The sequence below is a fragment of the Fibrivirga algicola genome (assembly GCF_011742925.1).
Classification (GTDB): Bacteria; Bacteroidota; Bacteroidia; order Cytophagales; family Spirosomataceae; genus Fibrella; species Fibrella algicola.
Genome location: NZ_WAEL01000002.1, coordinates 117474 through 134681, shown reverse-complemented (window position 1 = coordinate 134681; position 17208 = coordinate 117474). Strand labels below are relative to the sequence as shown.

14 protein-coding genes are annotated in these 17208 nt (G+C 54.9%); 10 read left to right on the top strand and 4 right to left on the bottom strand.

All coding sequences use genetic code 11. The annotated features are described in order from the left end of the window. Nucleotides 1-30 precede the first annotated feature (30 nt). The 4 genes from F7231_RS05830 to F7231_RS05815 all read left to right on the top strand — a co-directional run bounded on the left by F7231_RS05830 (nt 31) and on the right by F7231_RS05815 (nt 5227). Nucleotides 31-708 carry an ABC transporter ATP-binding protein gene (locus tag F7231_RS05830; RefSeq protein WP_085412429.1) on the top strand — a complete coding sequence of 226 codons (678 nt, stop codon included), beginning with the start codon at nt 31-33 and terminating at the stop codon, nt 706-708. Nucleotides 709-829: 121 nt separating this feature from the next. After that, nucleotides 830-3202: an ABC transporter permease gene (locus F7231_RS05825; RefSeq protein WP_166691264.1), complete on the top strand. Its 2373-nt coding sequence runs from the start codon at nt 830-832 to the stop codon at nt 3200-3202. Nucleotides 3203-3410: 208 nt separating this feature from the next. Then, nucleotides 3411-3782, top strand: a complete 372-nt coding sequence (locus F7231_RS05820; protein WP_085412431.1) for a BlaI/MecI/CopY family transcriptional regulator — start codon at nt 3411-3413, stop codon at nt 3780-3782. Next, the gene (locus F7231_RS05815; protein ID WP_166691263.1) at nt 3779-5227 is read left to right on the top strand and encodes a M56 family metallopeptidase; all 1449 of its coding nucleotides are present in this window, start codon (nt 3779-3781) and stop codon (nt 5225-5227) included. Before F7231_RS05820 ends, F7231_RS05815 begins: the two co-directional genes overlap by 4 nt. A gap of 74 nt (nt 5228-5301) precedes the next feature. Here the strand turns inward: F7231_RS05815 and F7231_RS05810 are convergent, their stop codons facing one another. Then, nucleotides 5302-5670, bottom strand: a complete 369-nt coding sequence (locus F7231_RS05810) for a DoxX family protein (protein ID WP_085412434.1) — start codon at nt 5668-5670, stop codon at nt 5302-5304. 154 nt (nt 5671-5824) lie between these two features. Between F7231_RS05810 and F7231_RS05805 the strand changes: the two genes are divergently transcribed. Beyond that, nucleotides 5825-6220: a winged helix-turn-helix transcriptional regulator gene (locus tag F7231_RS05805; protein WP_166691262.1), complete on the top strand. Its 396-nt coding sequence runs from the start codon at nt 5825-5827 to the stop codon at nt 6218-6220. A 127-nt stretch (nt 6221-6347) separates the two neighbouring features. After that, nucleotides 6348-8756, top strand: a complete 2409-nt coding sequence (locus F7231_RS05800; protein ID WP_166691261.1) for an ABC transporter permease — start codon at nt 6348-6350, stop codon at nt 8754-8756. A gap of 3 nt (nt 8757-8759) precedes the next feature. Here the strand turns inward: F7231_RS05800 and F7231_RS05795 are convergent, their stop codons facing one another. Continuing rightward, nucleotides 8760-9233 carry a Uma2 family endonuclease gene (locus tag F7231_RS05795; RefSeq protein WP_166691260.1) on the bottom strand — a complete coding sequence of 158 codons (474 nt, stop codon included), beginning with the start codon at nt 9231-9233 and terminating at the stop codon, nt 8760-8762. A gap of 59 nt (nt 9234-9292) precedes the next feature. Between F7231_RS05795 and F7231_RS05790 the strand changes: the two genes are divergently transcribed. Both F7231_RS05790 and F7231_RS05785 read left to right on the top strand, forming a co-directional pair. Beyond that, nucleotides 9293-11692, top strand: a complete 2400-nt coding sequence (locus F7231_RS05790) for an ABC transporter permease (protein WP_166691259.1) — start codon at nt 9293-9295, stop codon at nt 11690-11692. A gap of 190 nt (nt 11693-11882) precedes the next feature. Further along, a complete protein-coding gene (locus tag F7231_RS05785) occupies nt 11883-13025 on the top strand; it encodes a PA14 domain-containing protein (RefSeq protein WP_229369682.1) in 1143 nt (380 codons plus the stop codon). 109 nt (nt 13026-13134) lie between these two features. On the opposite strand, the gene F7231_RS05780 is transcribed toward F7231_RS05785, so the two are convergent. Next, nucleotides 13135-13920, bottom strand: coding sequence for a hypothetical protein (locus tag F7231_RS05780; protein ID WP_166691258.1), 786 nt, complete (start codon nt 13918-13920; stop codon nt 13135-13137). Between the two features lie 256 nt (nt 13921-14176). Between F7231_RS05780 and F7231_RS05775 the strand changes: the two genes are divergently transcribed. After that, complete coding sequence (locus tag F7231_RS05775; RefSeq protein ID WP_166691257.1) at nt 14177-15748, top strand: sensor histidine kinase; 1572 nt, start codon at nt 14177-14179, stop codon at nt 15746-15748. Here the strand turns inward: F7231_RS05775 and F7231_RS05770 are convergent. Next, complete coding sequence (locus F7231_RS05770) at nt 15715-16206, bottom strand: biopolymer transporter ExbD (RefSeq protein WP_166691256.1); 492 nt, start codon at nt 16204-16206, stop codon at nt 15715-15717. The two genes, F7231_RS05775 and F7231_RS05770, sit on opposite strands and share 34 nt — an antisense overlap. Nucleotides 16207-16256: 50 nt before the next feature. Here F7231_RS05770 and F7231_RS05765 point away from each other — a divergent pair, with 50 nt between their 5' ends. Then, a complete protein-coding gene (locus tag F7231_RS05765) occupies nt 16257-16994 on the top strand; it encodes a LytR/AlgR family response regulator transcription factor (protein ID WP_166691255.1) in 738 nt (245 codons plus the stop codon). Nucleotides 16995-17208 lie beyond the last annotated feature (214 nt).

The following is a 17208-nucleotide window of genomic DNA, read 5'->3' as shown; positions in this document are numbered from 1 at the left end:
ATCTCCCTATAATGCTGCGGCCCAACCCTTATGATCCAAACCATTAATTTACAAAAACTCTTCGCTACGGAAGAGGTCGAAACCACCGCCCTGAACGGGATCAACATGGAGGTGAAAGACGGTGAGTTCGTAGCCATCATGGGGCCATCGGGTTGTGGCAAATCTACGTTGCTCAACATCCTGGGCCTGCTCGATAATCCCAGCGACGGAGCGTACAATTTCTACGGTACTGAGGTGGCTAAGATGACCGAACGGCAACGCGCCCAACTGCGTAAAGGCAGCATCGGCTTCGTGTTCCAGAGCTTCAACCTGATTGACGAACTGACGGTATACGAAAACGTAGAGCTGCCCCTGCTGTATCTGAAAACGCCGCCCGACGAGCGGAAAGCGCGCGTTGAAGAGGCCCTGAACCGCATGAACATCATGCACCGCCGTAACCACTTCCCGCAGCAGCTATCGGGTGGTCAGCAGCAGCGCACCGCCATTGCCCGCGCCGTAGTAGCCAAACCCAAGCTGATCCTGGCTGATGAACCGACCGGTAACCTCGACTCGAAAAACGGCGAGGAAGTGATGAAGCTGCTGGGCGAACTGAACGATGAAGGCACCACGATTATCATGGTAACTCACTCCCCCTACGACGCCGGGTTTGCCCACCGTACTGTGAACCTGTTCGACGGAAAAGTGGTAACCGAGAACATCCGGGTCTGAGTTTCAACGAATCAATACAGAGGCGCGGAGGGCACAGAGGGCTAAGGTGAAAATCCTTATCTCCGTGTACTCCGCGTCTCTGTGTTTGTTACTTTCCCTACTCCTTAGCCTAATAAACCGTATGTTCTCCAATACACTCAAGCTTGCCTGGCGCAATCTGAAAGCAGGTGGCTGGTATTCAGTGCTTAACGTAGGCGGTCTGGCGGTTGTGCTGGCGGTAAGTGTGCTGCTGCTCTGGTGGGTGAACGATGAACTCCGCTACGACCGGTTTCACCCCGCCGCTGATCGGATCTACCGGGTCAATTCGCGGCATGGTACTGGGGCCGATGAGCAGTTCTGGCGGTCGGCACCGGCCCCTATTGCCGTAGCGGCCAGTAATAACGTACCTGGAATCGAGGCCGTTACGCGGGTAGCTGGCTTGTACGATTTCAAAACGTTTCTGATTGACGGCAAAACGTTCTCAGAGAAGGGGGAAGACCTGGTGTATGTCGACGAGAACTTCCTGAATGTGCTGGGCGGTTTTCGGGTACGTTACGGTCAGGCGAAGCAGCCGTTCCCAACACCAAACTCGGTGGTGCTCACAGAAGACATTGCCAAGAAGTATTTCGGTACGCCAAACGCCGTGGGGAAACCAATTACCGTTATCGACTCAAACCGGGTATTCACGGTAGGGGCGGTGGTGGCTAACCTTCCTGATTACAGCACGTTTCAGAAGAAGATCATGTTTCCGATGGCGTTACGCAAACGGCTGTTTGGTGGCAATGGGCAATGGAAACGCATGGACGATGACTGGGGTAACTTCTCATTCTCAACGTATGTGAAGCTGGCCCCCGGCGTTGATCCTGTCACAATTGGCAAAACGTTAACGGCTATCCAATCGGCAGCTCGTCGGAAAGATGGCGTCGGCGAGCTGGGCGACTACCGGCTGCAACCATTGTCGACCATTCATTTATACGAGCCCGACGGTACCAACCCCGGTATGCAACAGGTGCGGATGATGGGCCTGATTGCACTTTTTCTGCTCAGCATCGGCTGCATCAATTACGTAAACCTGACCACGGCGCGGGCTACTCGTCGGGCGCGGGAAGTGGGCGTTCGTAAAGTGGTAGGTGCCGAAACCGGGCATCTGATGGCCCAACTGCTGGTGGAATCGTTGCTCACGTTGGGCCTGGCGCTTGGGCTGGCTATCGGGCTCATTCAAGTACTTGGTCCGTTCTACCGCGATATGACGGGCAAAACCAACGGCCTGTCACTGCTCGATCCGCAAGTGTGGCTGCTCATGTTGGGTACGTTGCTGGTCACGCTGTTGCTGGCGGGGGGGTATCCGGCACTGGTCATTGCCCGTTTCGACCCGCTGAAATCATTGCGGGGTCGTGGCGCATCGGGTGGTCAGGCGCGGTTGCGGCAGGTGCTCGTGGTAACGCAATTTGCGTTGGCAACGGGCCTGATCATCAGTACGCTGGTGATCGGTAATCAGCTTCGGTTCATGCGTGAACGGGATTTGGGCTTCAACAAAGACCATACCTTTACGTTCTACGCGGACGCCAAAAGTCAACAGTTTAAGCGCGAACTGGCAGGCGAAAGCAGTATCAAAAGCGTCGCCACAGCTACCGTTGAACTGACTAACGGCATGGGGTCGACCAGCGATACCGAATGGGATGGCAAAACGCCCGGTCGCACATTCATGGTCAACCAGATGAGCGTCAGCGCCGACTTCATACCCAATATGGGTATGAAGCTGGTCGAAGGCCAGAACTTTACCGGCACCCCCGCCGATTCCACAAATCTGATACTCAACGAAACCGCCGTGCGCGAGTCGGGGATCACGAACCCAATCGGCAAGCGGTTCAATTTTCACGGCACCGACTGCCGGATCATCGGTGTGGTTAAGGATTTTGTGTTCGAGTCGGCCCGAAACAAGGTAGCGCCCACTGTACTGATGAGCATCCCAAACTGGAACGGCACCGTGTATGTCCGCACCAGTGGGCAGAACACATCGCAGGCCATTGCTGCTGTTGAACAGCTCTGGAAAAAAATCTATCCGCAGTACCCCTTTGAGTACGCGTTTCTCGACGAAAACTACAACCGGCTCTACCGCGATGAGCAGCGTACGGGCAACCTGTTTATTTTCTTCGCGGGGGTAGCGATCGTGATCTGCTGCCTCGGCCTGTTCGGATTAGCTGCCTACACGGCAGAACAGCGCACCAAAGAAATTGGCGTGCGCAAGGTGCTGGGCGCCAGCGTACCCAGCCTGATTGGGCTACTGAGCAAAGATTTCCTGGCGTTGGTGGCCGTGGGTATTCTATTGGCTGCGCCTATTGCCTGGTGGGCGATGGGCAACTGGTTACAGGGGTTCATCTACCGAATTGATCTCCAGTGGTGGATGGTGGCGCTGGCAGGGCTACTGGCCGTCGGCATTGCTTTATTGACGGTGAGCTTCCAAAGTATCAAAGCCGCCCTGATGAATCCCGTAGAAAGCCTCCGTAGCGAGTAAGTCAACTAGTCAATAGGCCATAGCTGGTAATCAGCGCATTACTTCACCCTGTGGGCCATTCGGCAAGGTGGAGTAATGCGCTGATTACCAGTTATAGACTGTCCAGGTAATTCTTGTGTCCCACTGATTACCCAGCAAAAAAGTAGACTATAGGTTGCACGGTTGATTTTTACTTCTACATTTGTAGAGTAAAAACTACAGATATAGAATGAAGTTATCGCCTGCCGAGGAAACCCTGATGCAACACCTGTGGAGCCGTGAACAGGCCTACATGAAGGATCTCATCGATGCCTATGATGATCCTAAGCCCGCGTCGACAACCGTGGCTACGTTGCTCAAACGCATGACCGATAAAGGGTTCGTCGGCTATCGGGAGCGGGGGAATTCGCGCGAGTATTACCCGCTGGTGAGCAGCCAGGTGTATTTCGCCAAGCATGTTAACGGGTTAATCAGGCAGTTTTTTAACAACTCGGCGGCCCAGTTCGCGTCTTTCTTCACGACCGAAACTAACCTGTCGGCCGACGAACTGGCCGAACTGCGAAAGATTATCGATGATCAGATAGACCGGAAAAAGCCATGACTACGTTCCCGCTCGAATCGATCCTCGACTGGCTGATCAAGTCAACCCTATGCCTGCTGGTACTGCTTGGCGTCTATCGACTCTGGCTGGAGAATCAGCCGATGCACCGGCTAAAGCGGGCATACTTGCTGGGTACGTTGCTGCTCTCGCTGGCAGGGCCATTTGTATCCCTACAGGTACCAACTGGCTGGCTGTCCTTGTTGAAACCCGTACAACTCGTTGAAAAGCAAGTATTAATAGCTAATGAAGCCGATGACGGAAGTAACGTTAAGGGGCTGTCGACAAGTCCAGGTAGAAACGTACCCACGATTAACGTACCTGAGCCGACATCATCGGTACCGTACTGGCTGTGGCCCTACGGTGCCGTCACAACGCTGATGCTGGCGCGGTTCATCCGGAATCTGTATGTGCTGCTTCGCCAGGTCTGGACCAGCCCGGCCGAGCCGTACTACGGGGCTACGCTGGTGAAGCTCCCTGGCAATGCACTGCCGTATACGTTTCTGCACTACCTCTTTGTCTCATCCGATGCTTATGAGCGGGGCGAGATCGAGGCCGAGTTGTTGGACCACGAACTAGCCCACATTCAGCAACGGCATTCGCTGGATGTGCTGCTGGTTGAAATCGTGTTGTGCTTCTGCTGGTTCAACCCGCTGGTGTTCTGGCTGAAACGGGCCATGCAGCGCAACCACGAGTTTCTGGCCGACGAGGCTGTGAACCAGACGTACCTGAACGTACCGGGCTACCAGCACCTGCTGCTGAGCAAGGTCGCCTCTGCCTCCCCGAAACTGTCGCTAACCAGTACCCTGACTTTCGATACTACCAAACAACGCCTGCTCATGATGACCAAACAAACCTCGCCCGCCCGCGCTTGGCTAGCCGGAGGCAGCACAGTCGTATTTTTTGTTGCCCTTACTATCGTATTGACAGGGGCGGCACCGGCACAGCCGCCGATATTTCCGCTGAAATCGGAAATCGCGTATCGCAAACCAGTTCCTCTACTATCTGTGGTGGAGCTGGAAAGCCGCTTTGGCAACGTACTGGTAAACGCTACGAGCCGTGAACTGGGAATTGGGCAAAAGGTACTGTTCAAAGACTTAACGCCTGAACAGAAAACGCGGGTGATTCATCTGGAAGGGCGTTTACCCGGCACATTCACCGAAGAAGAATTTAACGCCCTAAAGAATGCCAAACGGTACAGCATCTGGGTCGATGGGAAGCGGGTACGTCACTTTGAGCGGACAACCCTACAAGCCACAGATATTGTGACGTACAACATCATACGCGCTTACAAAAGCAACCGGCGACCAACTGCGTTTCATTACAAAGTAGACCTGCTGACCGACAGCGCGGCGAACGCATATGCAAAAGAACTGCAGGCCAGTCCAAGATTGCTTTTGCTAACTGCAGAACAAATGGAAAAGCAGCAAGCCAGGGCGGCCAAGTAAGCGTTGTATCGCTTCACGTACAGGCTGAAACGTCGGCCCGCACGCGAAGCGACACAGCACTCCAGACGAACTACCTACGCCACCTGCGTCTTCTCGGACAAAAACGCCGTTTTGTCGCGGAGGAACGTGGCGATCCAAACCAGAACGATTGGCAAAACAGCGTTCAGCGATGACCCGTGCGACAACTCGGTCGCGATGGCGCCGGCAAAATAGCAGGATAGTAAAATGAAGCCCAGCTTCATGGTTTTTGGGTAAACGAACAGCGCCGCGAAGACGATTTCCATTATCCCCAGCATCGTAACATGGTCGGCTACCCCCACTTTGCCAAGCGTCTCCACCACTTCGGGCGACTTGGTTAATTTCATGACACCACTCATGATCGGCATGGCAGCGGCCAGCACGGTGAAAATGAGGGTGATAATGCGATATACGTTCGGACTCATGATTCGGTAAAGTTTAGGCAACTCAACGCTGCCGTGATAGACTGGCACAAACGTACTTAAGCGTGCTATCCTTTTGTTAGTAGTATCCTGGAGGATACCAGTATCTTTCGGGATACCGCGTGGCCCGTTGCGCAACAGAAAGTACCTTTAATCCATGAATACAGTGAGCCAACCACCCCAGCTAATAAGCCTGCACGTGGCGCATTCCTCTGCCGAGTGTGCCCAAAGCCAGCAGGGTATTCAGGATGCGCTTTATGTGCTGTCGGGAAAATGGAAGCTGCCAATCATTCTGGCCCTGACGGGTCAGCCGAAACGGTTCAGGGAGTTACAGCGCCTGGTAACGGGTATTACTGCCAAAGTGCTGAGCAAAGAGTTGAAGGAGCTGGAAATGAACGAGTTCGTTATCCGGAATGTCTACCCAACTACGCCCGTCGCCATCGAATACGAACTGACCGAGTACAGCCAATCGCTGAACAGCGTTATTCAGGCCCTACGCGATTGGGGCCTTCAACACCGCGAACGAATCATTGGCCAGCACAAAACAGCGTAGTGCGTTCGTCGTCATGAAGCGCCGCCAAATAGATTGGTAACCCGGCCATTAGCAAGGCTTAACAATTATTAACGGGCTGTCTGCTAGATCGATACGTACCTTGGTGGCTTAACTCATGGACGTACCAATGCTTCAGAATTACCTTAAAATTGCCTGGCGAAACTTGCTGCGCCGTCGCTTCTACTCACTTCTGAACATCGCTGGGCTTGCTGTTGGTATCACCTTCGCCCTGCTGATCGGTGCGTATAGCTGGGGAGAGTATCAGGTGAATCGAACGCTTCGTAACGCCGCACAGCAATGCATTGTGCAGAGCCGCTGGACCGAAGCGAACCGGGGGCTCGAGTTCACCTCGCTAGCTCCGATTGGCCCCGCGCTGAAAGCCGAATACCCCACGCTGGTAGCCAATTACTACCGCTTCTACGGCGTCAGCGCTACACTGTCGAAAGGCACAAACCACTTCCGGGAGTCGATTCAGATCGGTGATTCAATGTTGCTGACCATGTACGGTTTCCCGATGCTTCACGGCGATCCCCGTACCGCCCTGACTGGCCCCAATTCGGTGGTAATCACGGCCGATAAAGCTGTGAAGCTCTTCGGGAAGACAGACGTCCTCAACGAGTCACTGACCATTGAAACGCCCATTGGTGGTAAGCAGCAATTCCTGGTGACGGGCGTTTTACTGGCCCTCCCCAATAACTCGGTGTCGCATTTACTGACCGATAACAACGAGGTGTTTATGTCGATGGGCGGCGTCAGTTTCTTCGGAACGGATGTGTTTTCCTGGCAAAATCCGTACATCGTTACCTACGTAGAACTAAAACCGGGTGTAACGCCAGAGGCGCTGGAAAAGCCAATGGCCCAGCTATTAGCGAAACATACGCCACCCGATGTGCAGAAAAGCCTGACCGCCTACGTCACACCGTTGCCCGATTATTACTGGCAAAGCAACAACGGCCTCATTCGTAAATTAATAACTACGCTGGCCGCCGTGGGACTGTTTATTCTGCTGATGGCGGTGGTCAACTTCGTGAACCTGTCGCTGGGTACGTCGGCCACGCGGCTGCGCGAGATCGGCGTTCGGAAAGTGCTGGGTGGCCTCCGCCAACAGTTGACGATTCAATTCCTGATCGAAGCGCTGACGTTGACTGCTCTGGCAACGGGGCTGTCGCTGGGGCTGTTTGTACTGCTGCAATCGTCATTTGCGGGGGTGGTGGGTAAGCCACTGCCTTCGCTGCCGGGTCTGCTGCTGACCCACGGCTGGTGGCTGCTTGTGTTCGTGGTAGTGGTTGGCACCCTGGCCGGTACGTACCCGGCCCTGTATTTGTCCGCTTACTCGTCGGTAGATTCGCTGAAGGGGAAAGCCAGATCCGTACGCGAGGGCTTGTGGTTTCGGCGGGGTTTGGTTACGGTGCAGTTTGCCATTGCTGTCTTTGTCTTTGTTGGGGCCGTTATCATGTCACGCCAGATCAACTGGTTTTTCAATGCCGATCTGGGCTATCAGAAAGAAGCTGTACTCACGGTGTCGTCGTTGCCACGTACCTGGTCGAGCGAGGGCGTGAGCCGAATGGCGGCCGTTCGTGATCAGTTTGTCCGATTGCCCGGTGTCGAGGCGGCGAGTTTATCGTTCGAGATTCCTAACGGCAACGTGGGGAACACCGGAAAGCTCTATCCGCAAGGCCGGGATTCAACGCAGGCAGTGGGCGTTTCGGTCATGACCACCGACGAACAGTATGCCCAGACTTACCAGCTGAAGCTCCGTAGTGGCCAGTATTTTCACGTCGGTCAAAGCGCCTACGATTCCACCAGCCTGGTCTTGAACGAAGCGGCCGTTGCCTCGCTGGGGTTTGCCTCGCCCGAGGCAGCGGTGGGGCAACTGGTGCGTTTTCAGGGTGGGGCGCGTACGTACCAGATTCGGGGCGTGGTGCAGAATTTCCACGTCGGCAGCATGCATAAGGCCATTCAGCCGCTGGCGATTGGACAAGTGCAGGATGCCCGGATCTACCGGTTTTTCTCGTTTCGGTTAGCGGCTGGCAACAGTCACCAAACCATTGCCCGGCTGGAACGTACCTGGCAGGCACTGTTTCCTGATGCGCCGTTCAACTACGCGTTCATGGACGAAACCCTGCAGACGCTTTACCAGACAGAAGTGCAGCTGGAAAAAGCATCGTATGTCGCCACGGGTCTGGCCTTGCTGATTGTGCTGTTGGGCGTAGTGGGTCTGGTGTCGCTGAGTGTGGCCCGGCGCACCAAAGAGGTAGGCATCCGCAAAGTGCTAGGCGCGTCGGTTCCCGGCATTGTTGGCTTGTTTTTGCGCGATTACGCCTGGACAATGGTGCTGGCCAACGCCATTGCCTGGCCTCTGGCCTACTGGGCGCTCTCGACCTGGCTGGCCGACTACGCCTACCACCTGCCGGTTACGTTGTCGCCGTTCGTGCTGGTAGGGGCGGGGCTGGCCCTCATTACGGCCGTTGTGATCAGCCTTCAGGTAGTGAAAGCCGCGCTGGTCAACCCCGTGACGAGCCTGCGAAGCGAATGATAATCAGGCAAAGATAGCTGCTAGTGGAAGTTCAAAGCCGGTGTTAGCGTCGCGCAGGGTATCGTCTTCATAGAAGAAGGTGTAATGCCCCGGTCTGTCGAATACCATTACGGCACGCAGACTGGGCAAAACTACCCAACAGGAATGTACGCCAAATTGAAAGTAAACATGCGTTTTAGCAACCATCTCTTCATTGGACTGCGAAGGTGATTGAATCTCAATACAGGTTAATGGGGCATCGGTACGACAAGCAGGTTCGCTCTCGTAATTCAACTTGAAAGCGGGATAGATAACAACATCGGGTGTAGTACCATCAGGCTGTGTAGCCAAGGAGACTTCCGATATAATCCGACAGGTGTCACGGTAACGTAGCTTCAGTTCAAACACCAGATTGGCTTGAATAGAACCATGAATCGCATTAGGCATGGGTTTTCCTCTTTCGAGTTCGTAATCCGATACATCAATGATTGCTTCCATATCCGTCATGCCGCAGTTGCGAACGAGTTTTTTTCAAATATAACCGAAACAAAGTCAAAATGCTTCGTGAAAACCTCAAAATGGCCCTGCGCCAGTTACGTACCCAACGTACCCACACGGGGCTGACTATCATTGGTTTGTCGGTTGGACTGGCGGGTGGGTTCTTGCTGTTTCTGTTCGTCGAACACCACCTGAGTACCGACCGGCACCACGCTAAGTTCAACCGGACATTTCGGGTCATGACCGACCTGTACCTCGACGACGGTACCGTTGAATACAACGCCGAATCGGCCCTGCCTATGGCCCAAACGCTTCGTCGTGACTATCCGCAGGTAGAGCAGGCGGCGTTTCTGATGATGAACCGCGAACTGACGGTCAGCGTCAGGCGGAGGGGGCAGACCACGCCCCTGCGTTTCCAGGAACATACCGGCACCGGACTGGTTGAACCCGACTGGTTTGCCATCCTGGACTATACCTGGGTGCAGGGAAACCCGAAAACGGCCCTCCGCGAACCCAATACGGTGGTGCTAACCGAATCGTGGGCGAAGCGGTATTTCGGCGATCAAAATCCGATTGGCCAAACGCTGACGCTGAACAACAAAACAGAAGCAACGGTAACCGGTCTGCTGGCCGAACCACCCACAACGACCGACACGAACCTGGGGCTGTTCATCTCGCTGGCCACCCTGAAAACGCTCGACCCCACCTATGACGAAACCAGTTGGTATTACCTCAACAGTACCAACCGGGTCTACGCCACGCTGCGCGATCCAAACGCGGTCACCAGCCTTGCCGCCAGTTTTCCGGCCTTGTCGAAGAAGCAGTACGGCGATATGAGCAAGGTATTCCGTTTCTCGATTCAGCCCCTGCGCGATGTGCATTTCGACGTGGCGCGGGGTGGCGATACCATCCGCAAATCGCTGGTGTGGTCACTGGGAGCTGTCGGTTTACTGCTGATCGTGGCGGCGTGCATCAACTTCGTGAATCTGGCCACCGCGCAGGCACTTCGGCGTAGTAAGGAGGTAGGCATCCGTAAATCGCTGGGCAGTTCGCGGGGGCAACTGATGGGTCAGTTTCTGCTCGAAACCGCGCTGATCGTTCTGACCGCCACCGCACTGGCGTTGTTGATTGTTGGCACTACGCTTCCGCTGTTCAACAACTGGACGCAGCTTAGTCTCTCGATACGGGCCGACTGGCAAACGGTTGGGTTTATCGGCTTGCTGTTGGTGGGCGTGGTGTTGGCGGCGGGTGTGTATCCGGCGGTTGTGCTGTCGGGCTTTTCACCGTTGGCGGTATTGCGGGGTAAAGCAATCGGCTCATCGATAGGGCGGGGCGTTACGGTCAGGCAAGCACTGGTGATCACGCAGTTCGTAATCTGTCAGGCGCTGATCATCGGGGCGCTGGTGGTGGCCCGGCAGGTACGTTACGTGCAGCAGGCCGATCTGGGATTTCGAAAAGACAATGTCGTTATGGTCAGACTGCCCGACAATACGACCACAACACTCACAACGTTTCGGCAACAGCTGTCGCGCTACCCTGCTGTTCAGTCGATCAGCTTCAATCATCGGTCGCCGGCGAACGACCAGCTATTTGGTGGCTCATTCAAATTTGACAACCGGCCCGACTGGGAGAAATTCCCCGTTCGCGAACGAATCGCCGACTCCGAGTACCTGCGTACCTACGGCCTGACGCTCGTAGCTGGTCGAAACATACTGGCTAGCGACACCATCCGCGAATACCTCATCAACGAAACGCTCCTGCATCAACTCGGTTTTAACAACCCCAAACAGGTGCTGGGTAAGACCATGCAGTATCATCTGTCAGCGGTGCCAATGCCGATCGTTGGCGTGGTAAAGGATTTTCATCAACGATCGCTCCGGGAGTCAATAGGCCCCTGCATCATTGCCAGCAAGGCCGACCGCTACGCCCAGGTCAGTATCCGCATCGCCGGACAAGACCCGGCACATACGTTGGGGCGAATCCGGCAAACGTGGCAGCAACTGTACCCCAACGACGTGTTTGAGTACACGTACCTGGACGAACAACTGGCCCGCTTTTATCAGACCGAAACGCTGGTGGGTCGCCTTATCAACGTCTTCACCGGCATCGCCATTCTGATCTGTTGCCTGGGTCTGTACGGGCTGGTTTCGTTTGTGGTGGTTCAGCGCACCAAAGAGATTGGTGTGCGCAAAGTGTTGGGTGCCAGCGTAACCAGTATCGTAGCGCTGCTCTCGTCCGATTTTCTGAAACTGGTGTTCATTGCGCTGCTGATCGCGTCGCCCATTGCCGGGTACGTGATGAACGGGTGGCTACAGGATTTTGCCTATCGGGTCAGCATTGGCTGGTGGGTGTTCGCCCTGGCCGGTACGTTAGCCATTGCCATTGCCCTGTTGACGGTCAGTTACCAGAGTGTCCGCGCCGCGCTGGCGAACCCGGTAAACTCGTTGCGGGCCGAGTAAGTGGAGCCAACCATTGCGAGGCTTCACGAAATAGCGCTGAATCACGTCGGCAGAACGACCCATCGGCGTAGGTAAAACGCCGTTTATCAAACATCGCGTGCCTGTTGCTGAATTCACACGGATTATTGAGCGTGTCTTGACGAATAAGTTTGCGCAAGGCATCAAGCTAAACAATCAACGTTAGTCGACAATGAAAGGAGCGGTCATGTTTGGAGGTGGGTTGCTGTGGCTGTTGGCGGGGCAACTACTGGCGCAGCAGGGCGTGAAAGCTGGCCTGAAAGCTGGCCTGAAAGGCGAGTATTACAACGGAACCAATTTCGAGCGGAAAGTGATGACGCGCATCGATCCGCAGTTGAATTTCACCTGGAAAGCGAAAAGTCCGGGAGGCGCCGTAGAGCAGTCATACTACTCGGTGCGCTGGACGGGAAAGCTGCTGGCACCGGTGTCGGGCAAGTACACGTTCAACGCTAAAGTAGACGATGGTATACGCATCTGGGTAGGCAACAAGAAGGTGATGGACGTCTGGAAACTCAACGACTCGGGTAAGTTCACCGGCAGTATTGTGCTGGAGGCCGGTCAGGTCTATGACCTCCGGGTCGACTACTTTAACGATCTGCTGGGCGGGGTCATCGAGCTGTATTGGGTACGTCCCGACGCCGAAAAGCCGTTTCTGAAATTCGGCGACCCCATTGGCGAGTTAATCTCGGCGCGTTATTTCCAGCAGGCTGCGCCGCCCGTTAGCATGCCTCCCAAACCAGTTGCAACAGTCCCGGCTGTGGTGTCGGCTCCCCCGGCCAAGCCAGTGCCCAAACGCCCGGCTGTTGTAGCAACGGCAGCTAAACCGGTCAGCAGTTCGTCAGCCTCGGTGCGGCAGTTAAAACCCATCGTGCTAACGCCCCTTGCCACGCCGCCCGTGTCGGCCTCTTCATCGGTAGCCAAAGCCGCCCCCGAAGTCGCCCCGTCGTCTGCATCGGCGGTGGCAGTGCCGACCGACTCGAAACCGGCAACGTTACGGCAAGTGCAGTTTGAGCAAAGTAGTTATGTGCTGCTGCCGCAATCCTTTCCCGAATTAGACAACCTGGTGGCGACCATGCGCGCCAACCCGACGTGGCGCATCGAGCTCCGTGGCCACACTGACAATGTGGGCGATGTGCGGGTAAACCAGACCTTGTCGGAGTACCGAACCCGCATGGTGATGCTGTACCTGACCCGCCACGGTATCGCCGAAGACCGGATCGACACAAAGGGCTATGGCGGTGCCAAACCCATTGCGGGCAACGACACCGAAGCAGGCCGGGCCATGAACCGCCGTGTCGAGTATGTAGTGAAATAAACGAGGGGTGATCGCGGCTTATAAAAAGTCGTTTAGATCCAGGTTACGAATCACTGATTGTGACGAAGGCAAGCGCCTCGAGCCCCTTGCTCTCAGCCCTGGCTCCATGCTATTTCGGCCGCACGGTGTACTGTTCGAAACGGAATACTTCCTGCCGAACCACCTCGAAGGTGCGGGTAAACTGCTTTTGGGCGGGTGTAAGTTTGGGGTCTGCGGGATCGGCCAGCACGTTCAGGTTTGATACGGGGCGGGTCATGGCGAAGCCGTAGCCTTTTTCGGTGCCATTGGGGACCATCAGCGTTGAGAAGCTCCAGGCCCCCAGTTTTTTGTCGCCGATCTGCGTAGCGCGGGCCTGTTTCACCGCCGCCACCGTACTTGACCAGTCGGCCAGAGGGTCGCGGAGTTTCAGGAACTCGACAACGACGGTGTTGGCTTTGCCGGGGCCGAAGTCAACGCCGAACAGAGCGTCGGTATTTTCCCAGATTTCAATTTTCACCACGGGGGCGGTCAGGCGGTCGCGGCGGTTGAGGTCGGCCATACGCACCTGAACGCTGTCGCCGTAGATCTTCGCCATGCCAGCCGGTGAGGCCCCGCCGATGCCCATATTGGGCGATACGATGCAGGTGACGTAATCGTATTCGCTAGTGTTGGGATTCGAGCTGAACTGCTTCACCATCATGTGCCAACCAATGAGCTTTCCTTCGTCGACGGCCGCCTGATTTACCACTTTCCATTCCCGTTCGACAGGCAGCGCATCCTGAATAGTTTTGCCGGGAGCCAGCTTATGAAAGATCAGGTAGGTGTAGGTTTTCGGAGTGGAAGCTGACTGCGCAAAAACAGGAGCAGCGGCGACAAGACTAAACAGGAATAGGCAGGTACGTAGGTGGTGTTTCACGGGTAAGGAAGTTTGGCTGTAAAACCCCTTTTGCGCTGGCTTTCTACTTGTCTGGTGCGGTGCTTTCTGGTGGGTATGGTAAGCTATAGGCTTCGCCTGCTGTGTTGCTTCGCCAGTCGAAGGGCCTGCGTCAGCAACGCAGCAGGCGAAGCTGTACAGTCCTAAGCTACTTCACCCCATTTTTCGGCTGGTTTACCCCATTTCCCACCCGCACCTGACCAAGCCGCCTAGTTTTGGTCAACAATCAGAAAATACGATGCAGGAAAAATCACTCATCAATCGGTTCGAGCCTTGGTTCATTGTCGGCGCAGCCACCATTTACGTCATCAGGCGGCTGGTGGAGGAAATACATAATTACAACGACCTGATCGAGAGTGCCCAGCGTAGCGGGGTACCGTCGGCTACTATCTGGCGTAATCTGGCTACCTACGATCACACGCTGAATAACAACGTGCCGCTTATTGCAGGTGTCTGCTTCTTTCTGCTAGCCTGGTATGCATTTCACAATGTGGCCTTCCCCCGGCTTCAGGAAGAGATCGACGATCGGCAGGGCTGGCTGTACGGTGGTGCAGCGGTGCTGTTGCTGCTGGCGAGCACGTTGGTGTACCATTACCTGAAACTTCACCTGCGTTTTATGGAAAGCAGCACTGGTGAACTTATTGGCCTGAAGGCGTACTCGGTTTACCGGAAACGAACTGTGCTGGCCGATGCCATTGGGCTGGGAATTGTGCTGGGTACGTACGAGCTGGCGTATCAGTATTACCAGTTTCTTCATCGACGCATTGCGCAGGAAACAACCATTCACTTTCAGCTCGTCAGCTATTTATTGTTGGGAGGTATGGCGATGCTCGTGTTGACGTTTGCGCTGAACGGCTACGTGACACCGATATTGTGGCGGCCCGGCTTTGGCGATCTGCTGCTCACCCTGGGGCTGTTTATTCAGATCATGCTTTTCCAGTCGTACGTATACACGTACCTATTACCCTTACTAAGAACTAATCAAACGTCGGGTGCAGTACTAACCAATCGTATCGGCACGTACCTGCTGATGATTGTTTTGGCGAATACCATCCTGTGGGGAGCCAGAACGAATTTCCACTACTATACCAGTAGAGAAATGATCATGGTGTTCTCCGTCATCGTACTGATCGCTTCGGTAGCTTTTGCGTATCTACGGCGCGTACTGACCAAAGAAAAAACGGTGTTGCAAACCCAGGTGTCGGCGGGCGAGGCAGAACTGGCGAGCCTGCGCGCGCAGATCAACCCGCATTTTCTGTTCAATGCGCTCAATAGCCTGTATGCTACGGCGCTGAAAGAGAAGAGCGAAAAAACGGCCGACGGTATTCAGAAGCTCGGCGACATGATGCGGTTCATGTTGCAGGAAAACAACCGCGACCGCATTCCACTTGACAAGGAAGTGGAATACCTGCACAACTACATCGAACTACAGCGCATGCGGATCGATGAGGCGCACGACATCGAGATTCGGGTAAATATCCAGGAGCCGGGGCGGGCCATTTACCTCGCGCCAATGCTGCTGACGCCGTTCGTTGAAAACGCCTTCAAGCACGGCATTAGCCTGCGCCATGCATCGTGGATCTACATTACGCTCACGCTCGACGATACCCGGCTGTATTTCAAGGTACACAACTCCCGCCACGCCAAGTCAGCTGAATCGGGCCTCCACGACCCCGAAGAACACAACTCGGGTGTGGGCCTCGACAATGTGCGCAAACGCCTGGAACTGATTTACCCCGGCCGCCATCAACTCGACATTCAGCAGTCAGAGCAGGATTACTTCGTTGCGCTGACCTTGGTGTACTGGTGATACGCCGCGATCAGTTGATGCGCTTCGGGCCATAGCTCATCTCCTAGCACAAAATTGATCCGTTTAGTCAACACAAACTCGTCGATAACGTCTACCAGATTTTTGACGGTAGATTGCGGCGTTGGAACGATCAGAACGACAGCATGGCCATTGGCGTTTAAGCGGGCTAACTGGGCGCGTAATCCGCTGATTGAATAGTCGACTTCTTGGTAGGTAGCCGTTGCCTTGCCCGGACCATAGTGAAGAAAACCAATTCTGTTTTGATCGAGCAAAAACAGCGTAGCACTTGCCATCTCGTAGTAATCATATTTGCCCTGACTAACGAAGTGAGGGGCCAGCATAACCGGTCGCTGTATCTGCTTAACCCACACGAAAAACACGATCAACAAAAGCGCAATGTTGACCAGCGGTGTCATATCGATGCGCGGTAACTGGCGGATGCGGCGAGTTAGTCTCATATTGATGGCCGGTTTACGTCAAGATGCCCTTAACCCACAAAATCCACACGATGCTGCTGACTGCTATTGCCATTGATGACGAGCCCCAGGCGTTGGCCGTTATTCGCTTACACGCTGCTAAAGTGCCGTTTCTGGAGTTGAAAGCCACATTTACCGACGCCTTCGAGGCCATTGCCTGGCTGCAAACCAACCACGTCGATCTGCTTTTTCTTGATATTAAAATGCCCGACATTTCGGGTGTCGAGGTGGTGAAATGCCTTCCCGGACCAGCACGCCGTGGGCCGGCATCCCGGAACGGTGGGACTGTCGTGGGGCCGATGGTGATCTTTACCACCGCCTATTCCGACTATGCCGTGCAGGGCTTCGAACTCGACGCCGTTGATTACCTGCTAAAGCCTTTTTCGCTGGCCCGTTTCCTGAAAGCCTGCACCAGGGCCCTCGATATGCATATGCTCCGGTCAGGCAACGTACCCGAGTTTATCTTTGTGAAGACGGGTTACGAAGATGAAAAAGTGATGCTCGATGAACTGCTGTACGTCGAAGCCGATGGGAACTACCTCTCGCTGGTGTTGCCCACGCGCAAGCTGCTCACCCGCCAAACCATGACCGAGTTCATGCAGCAGGTACCGCCCGACCAGTTTGTTCGGGTGCATCGCTCGTATTGTGTGGCGGTAAATAAGATCAACAAACTCTCACGCCAAGATATCACCGTGGCTGGATACGCTATTCCTATCGGTGCATCGTACGAAGAGGCGGTGGCTACGATCAGGACGAGATTGGCATTGTAATGAAGCCCTTACACCCTGATATCTTTACGTTGTAGGGACTTCGCGTACAAATTATGTGGCAGCTAAGCAGTCGCTATTCGCTGCGTAAACCCCTGACCGGGTTGCGCAGGGCGGTAGTGATTGATTGGAAGCTGACTGACGGTCAGAAAATTTCTGGCGAACGTACCTGGGCGCTTTCGGATAGCGGCCGTTCAAAGATGGGCGGGGCGGTCGC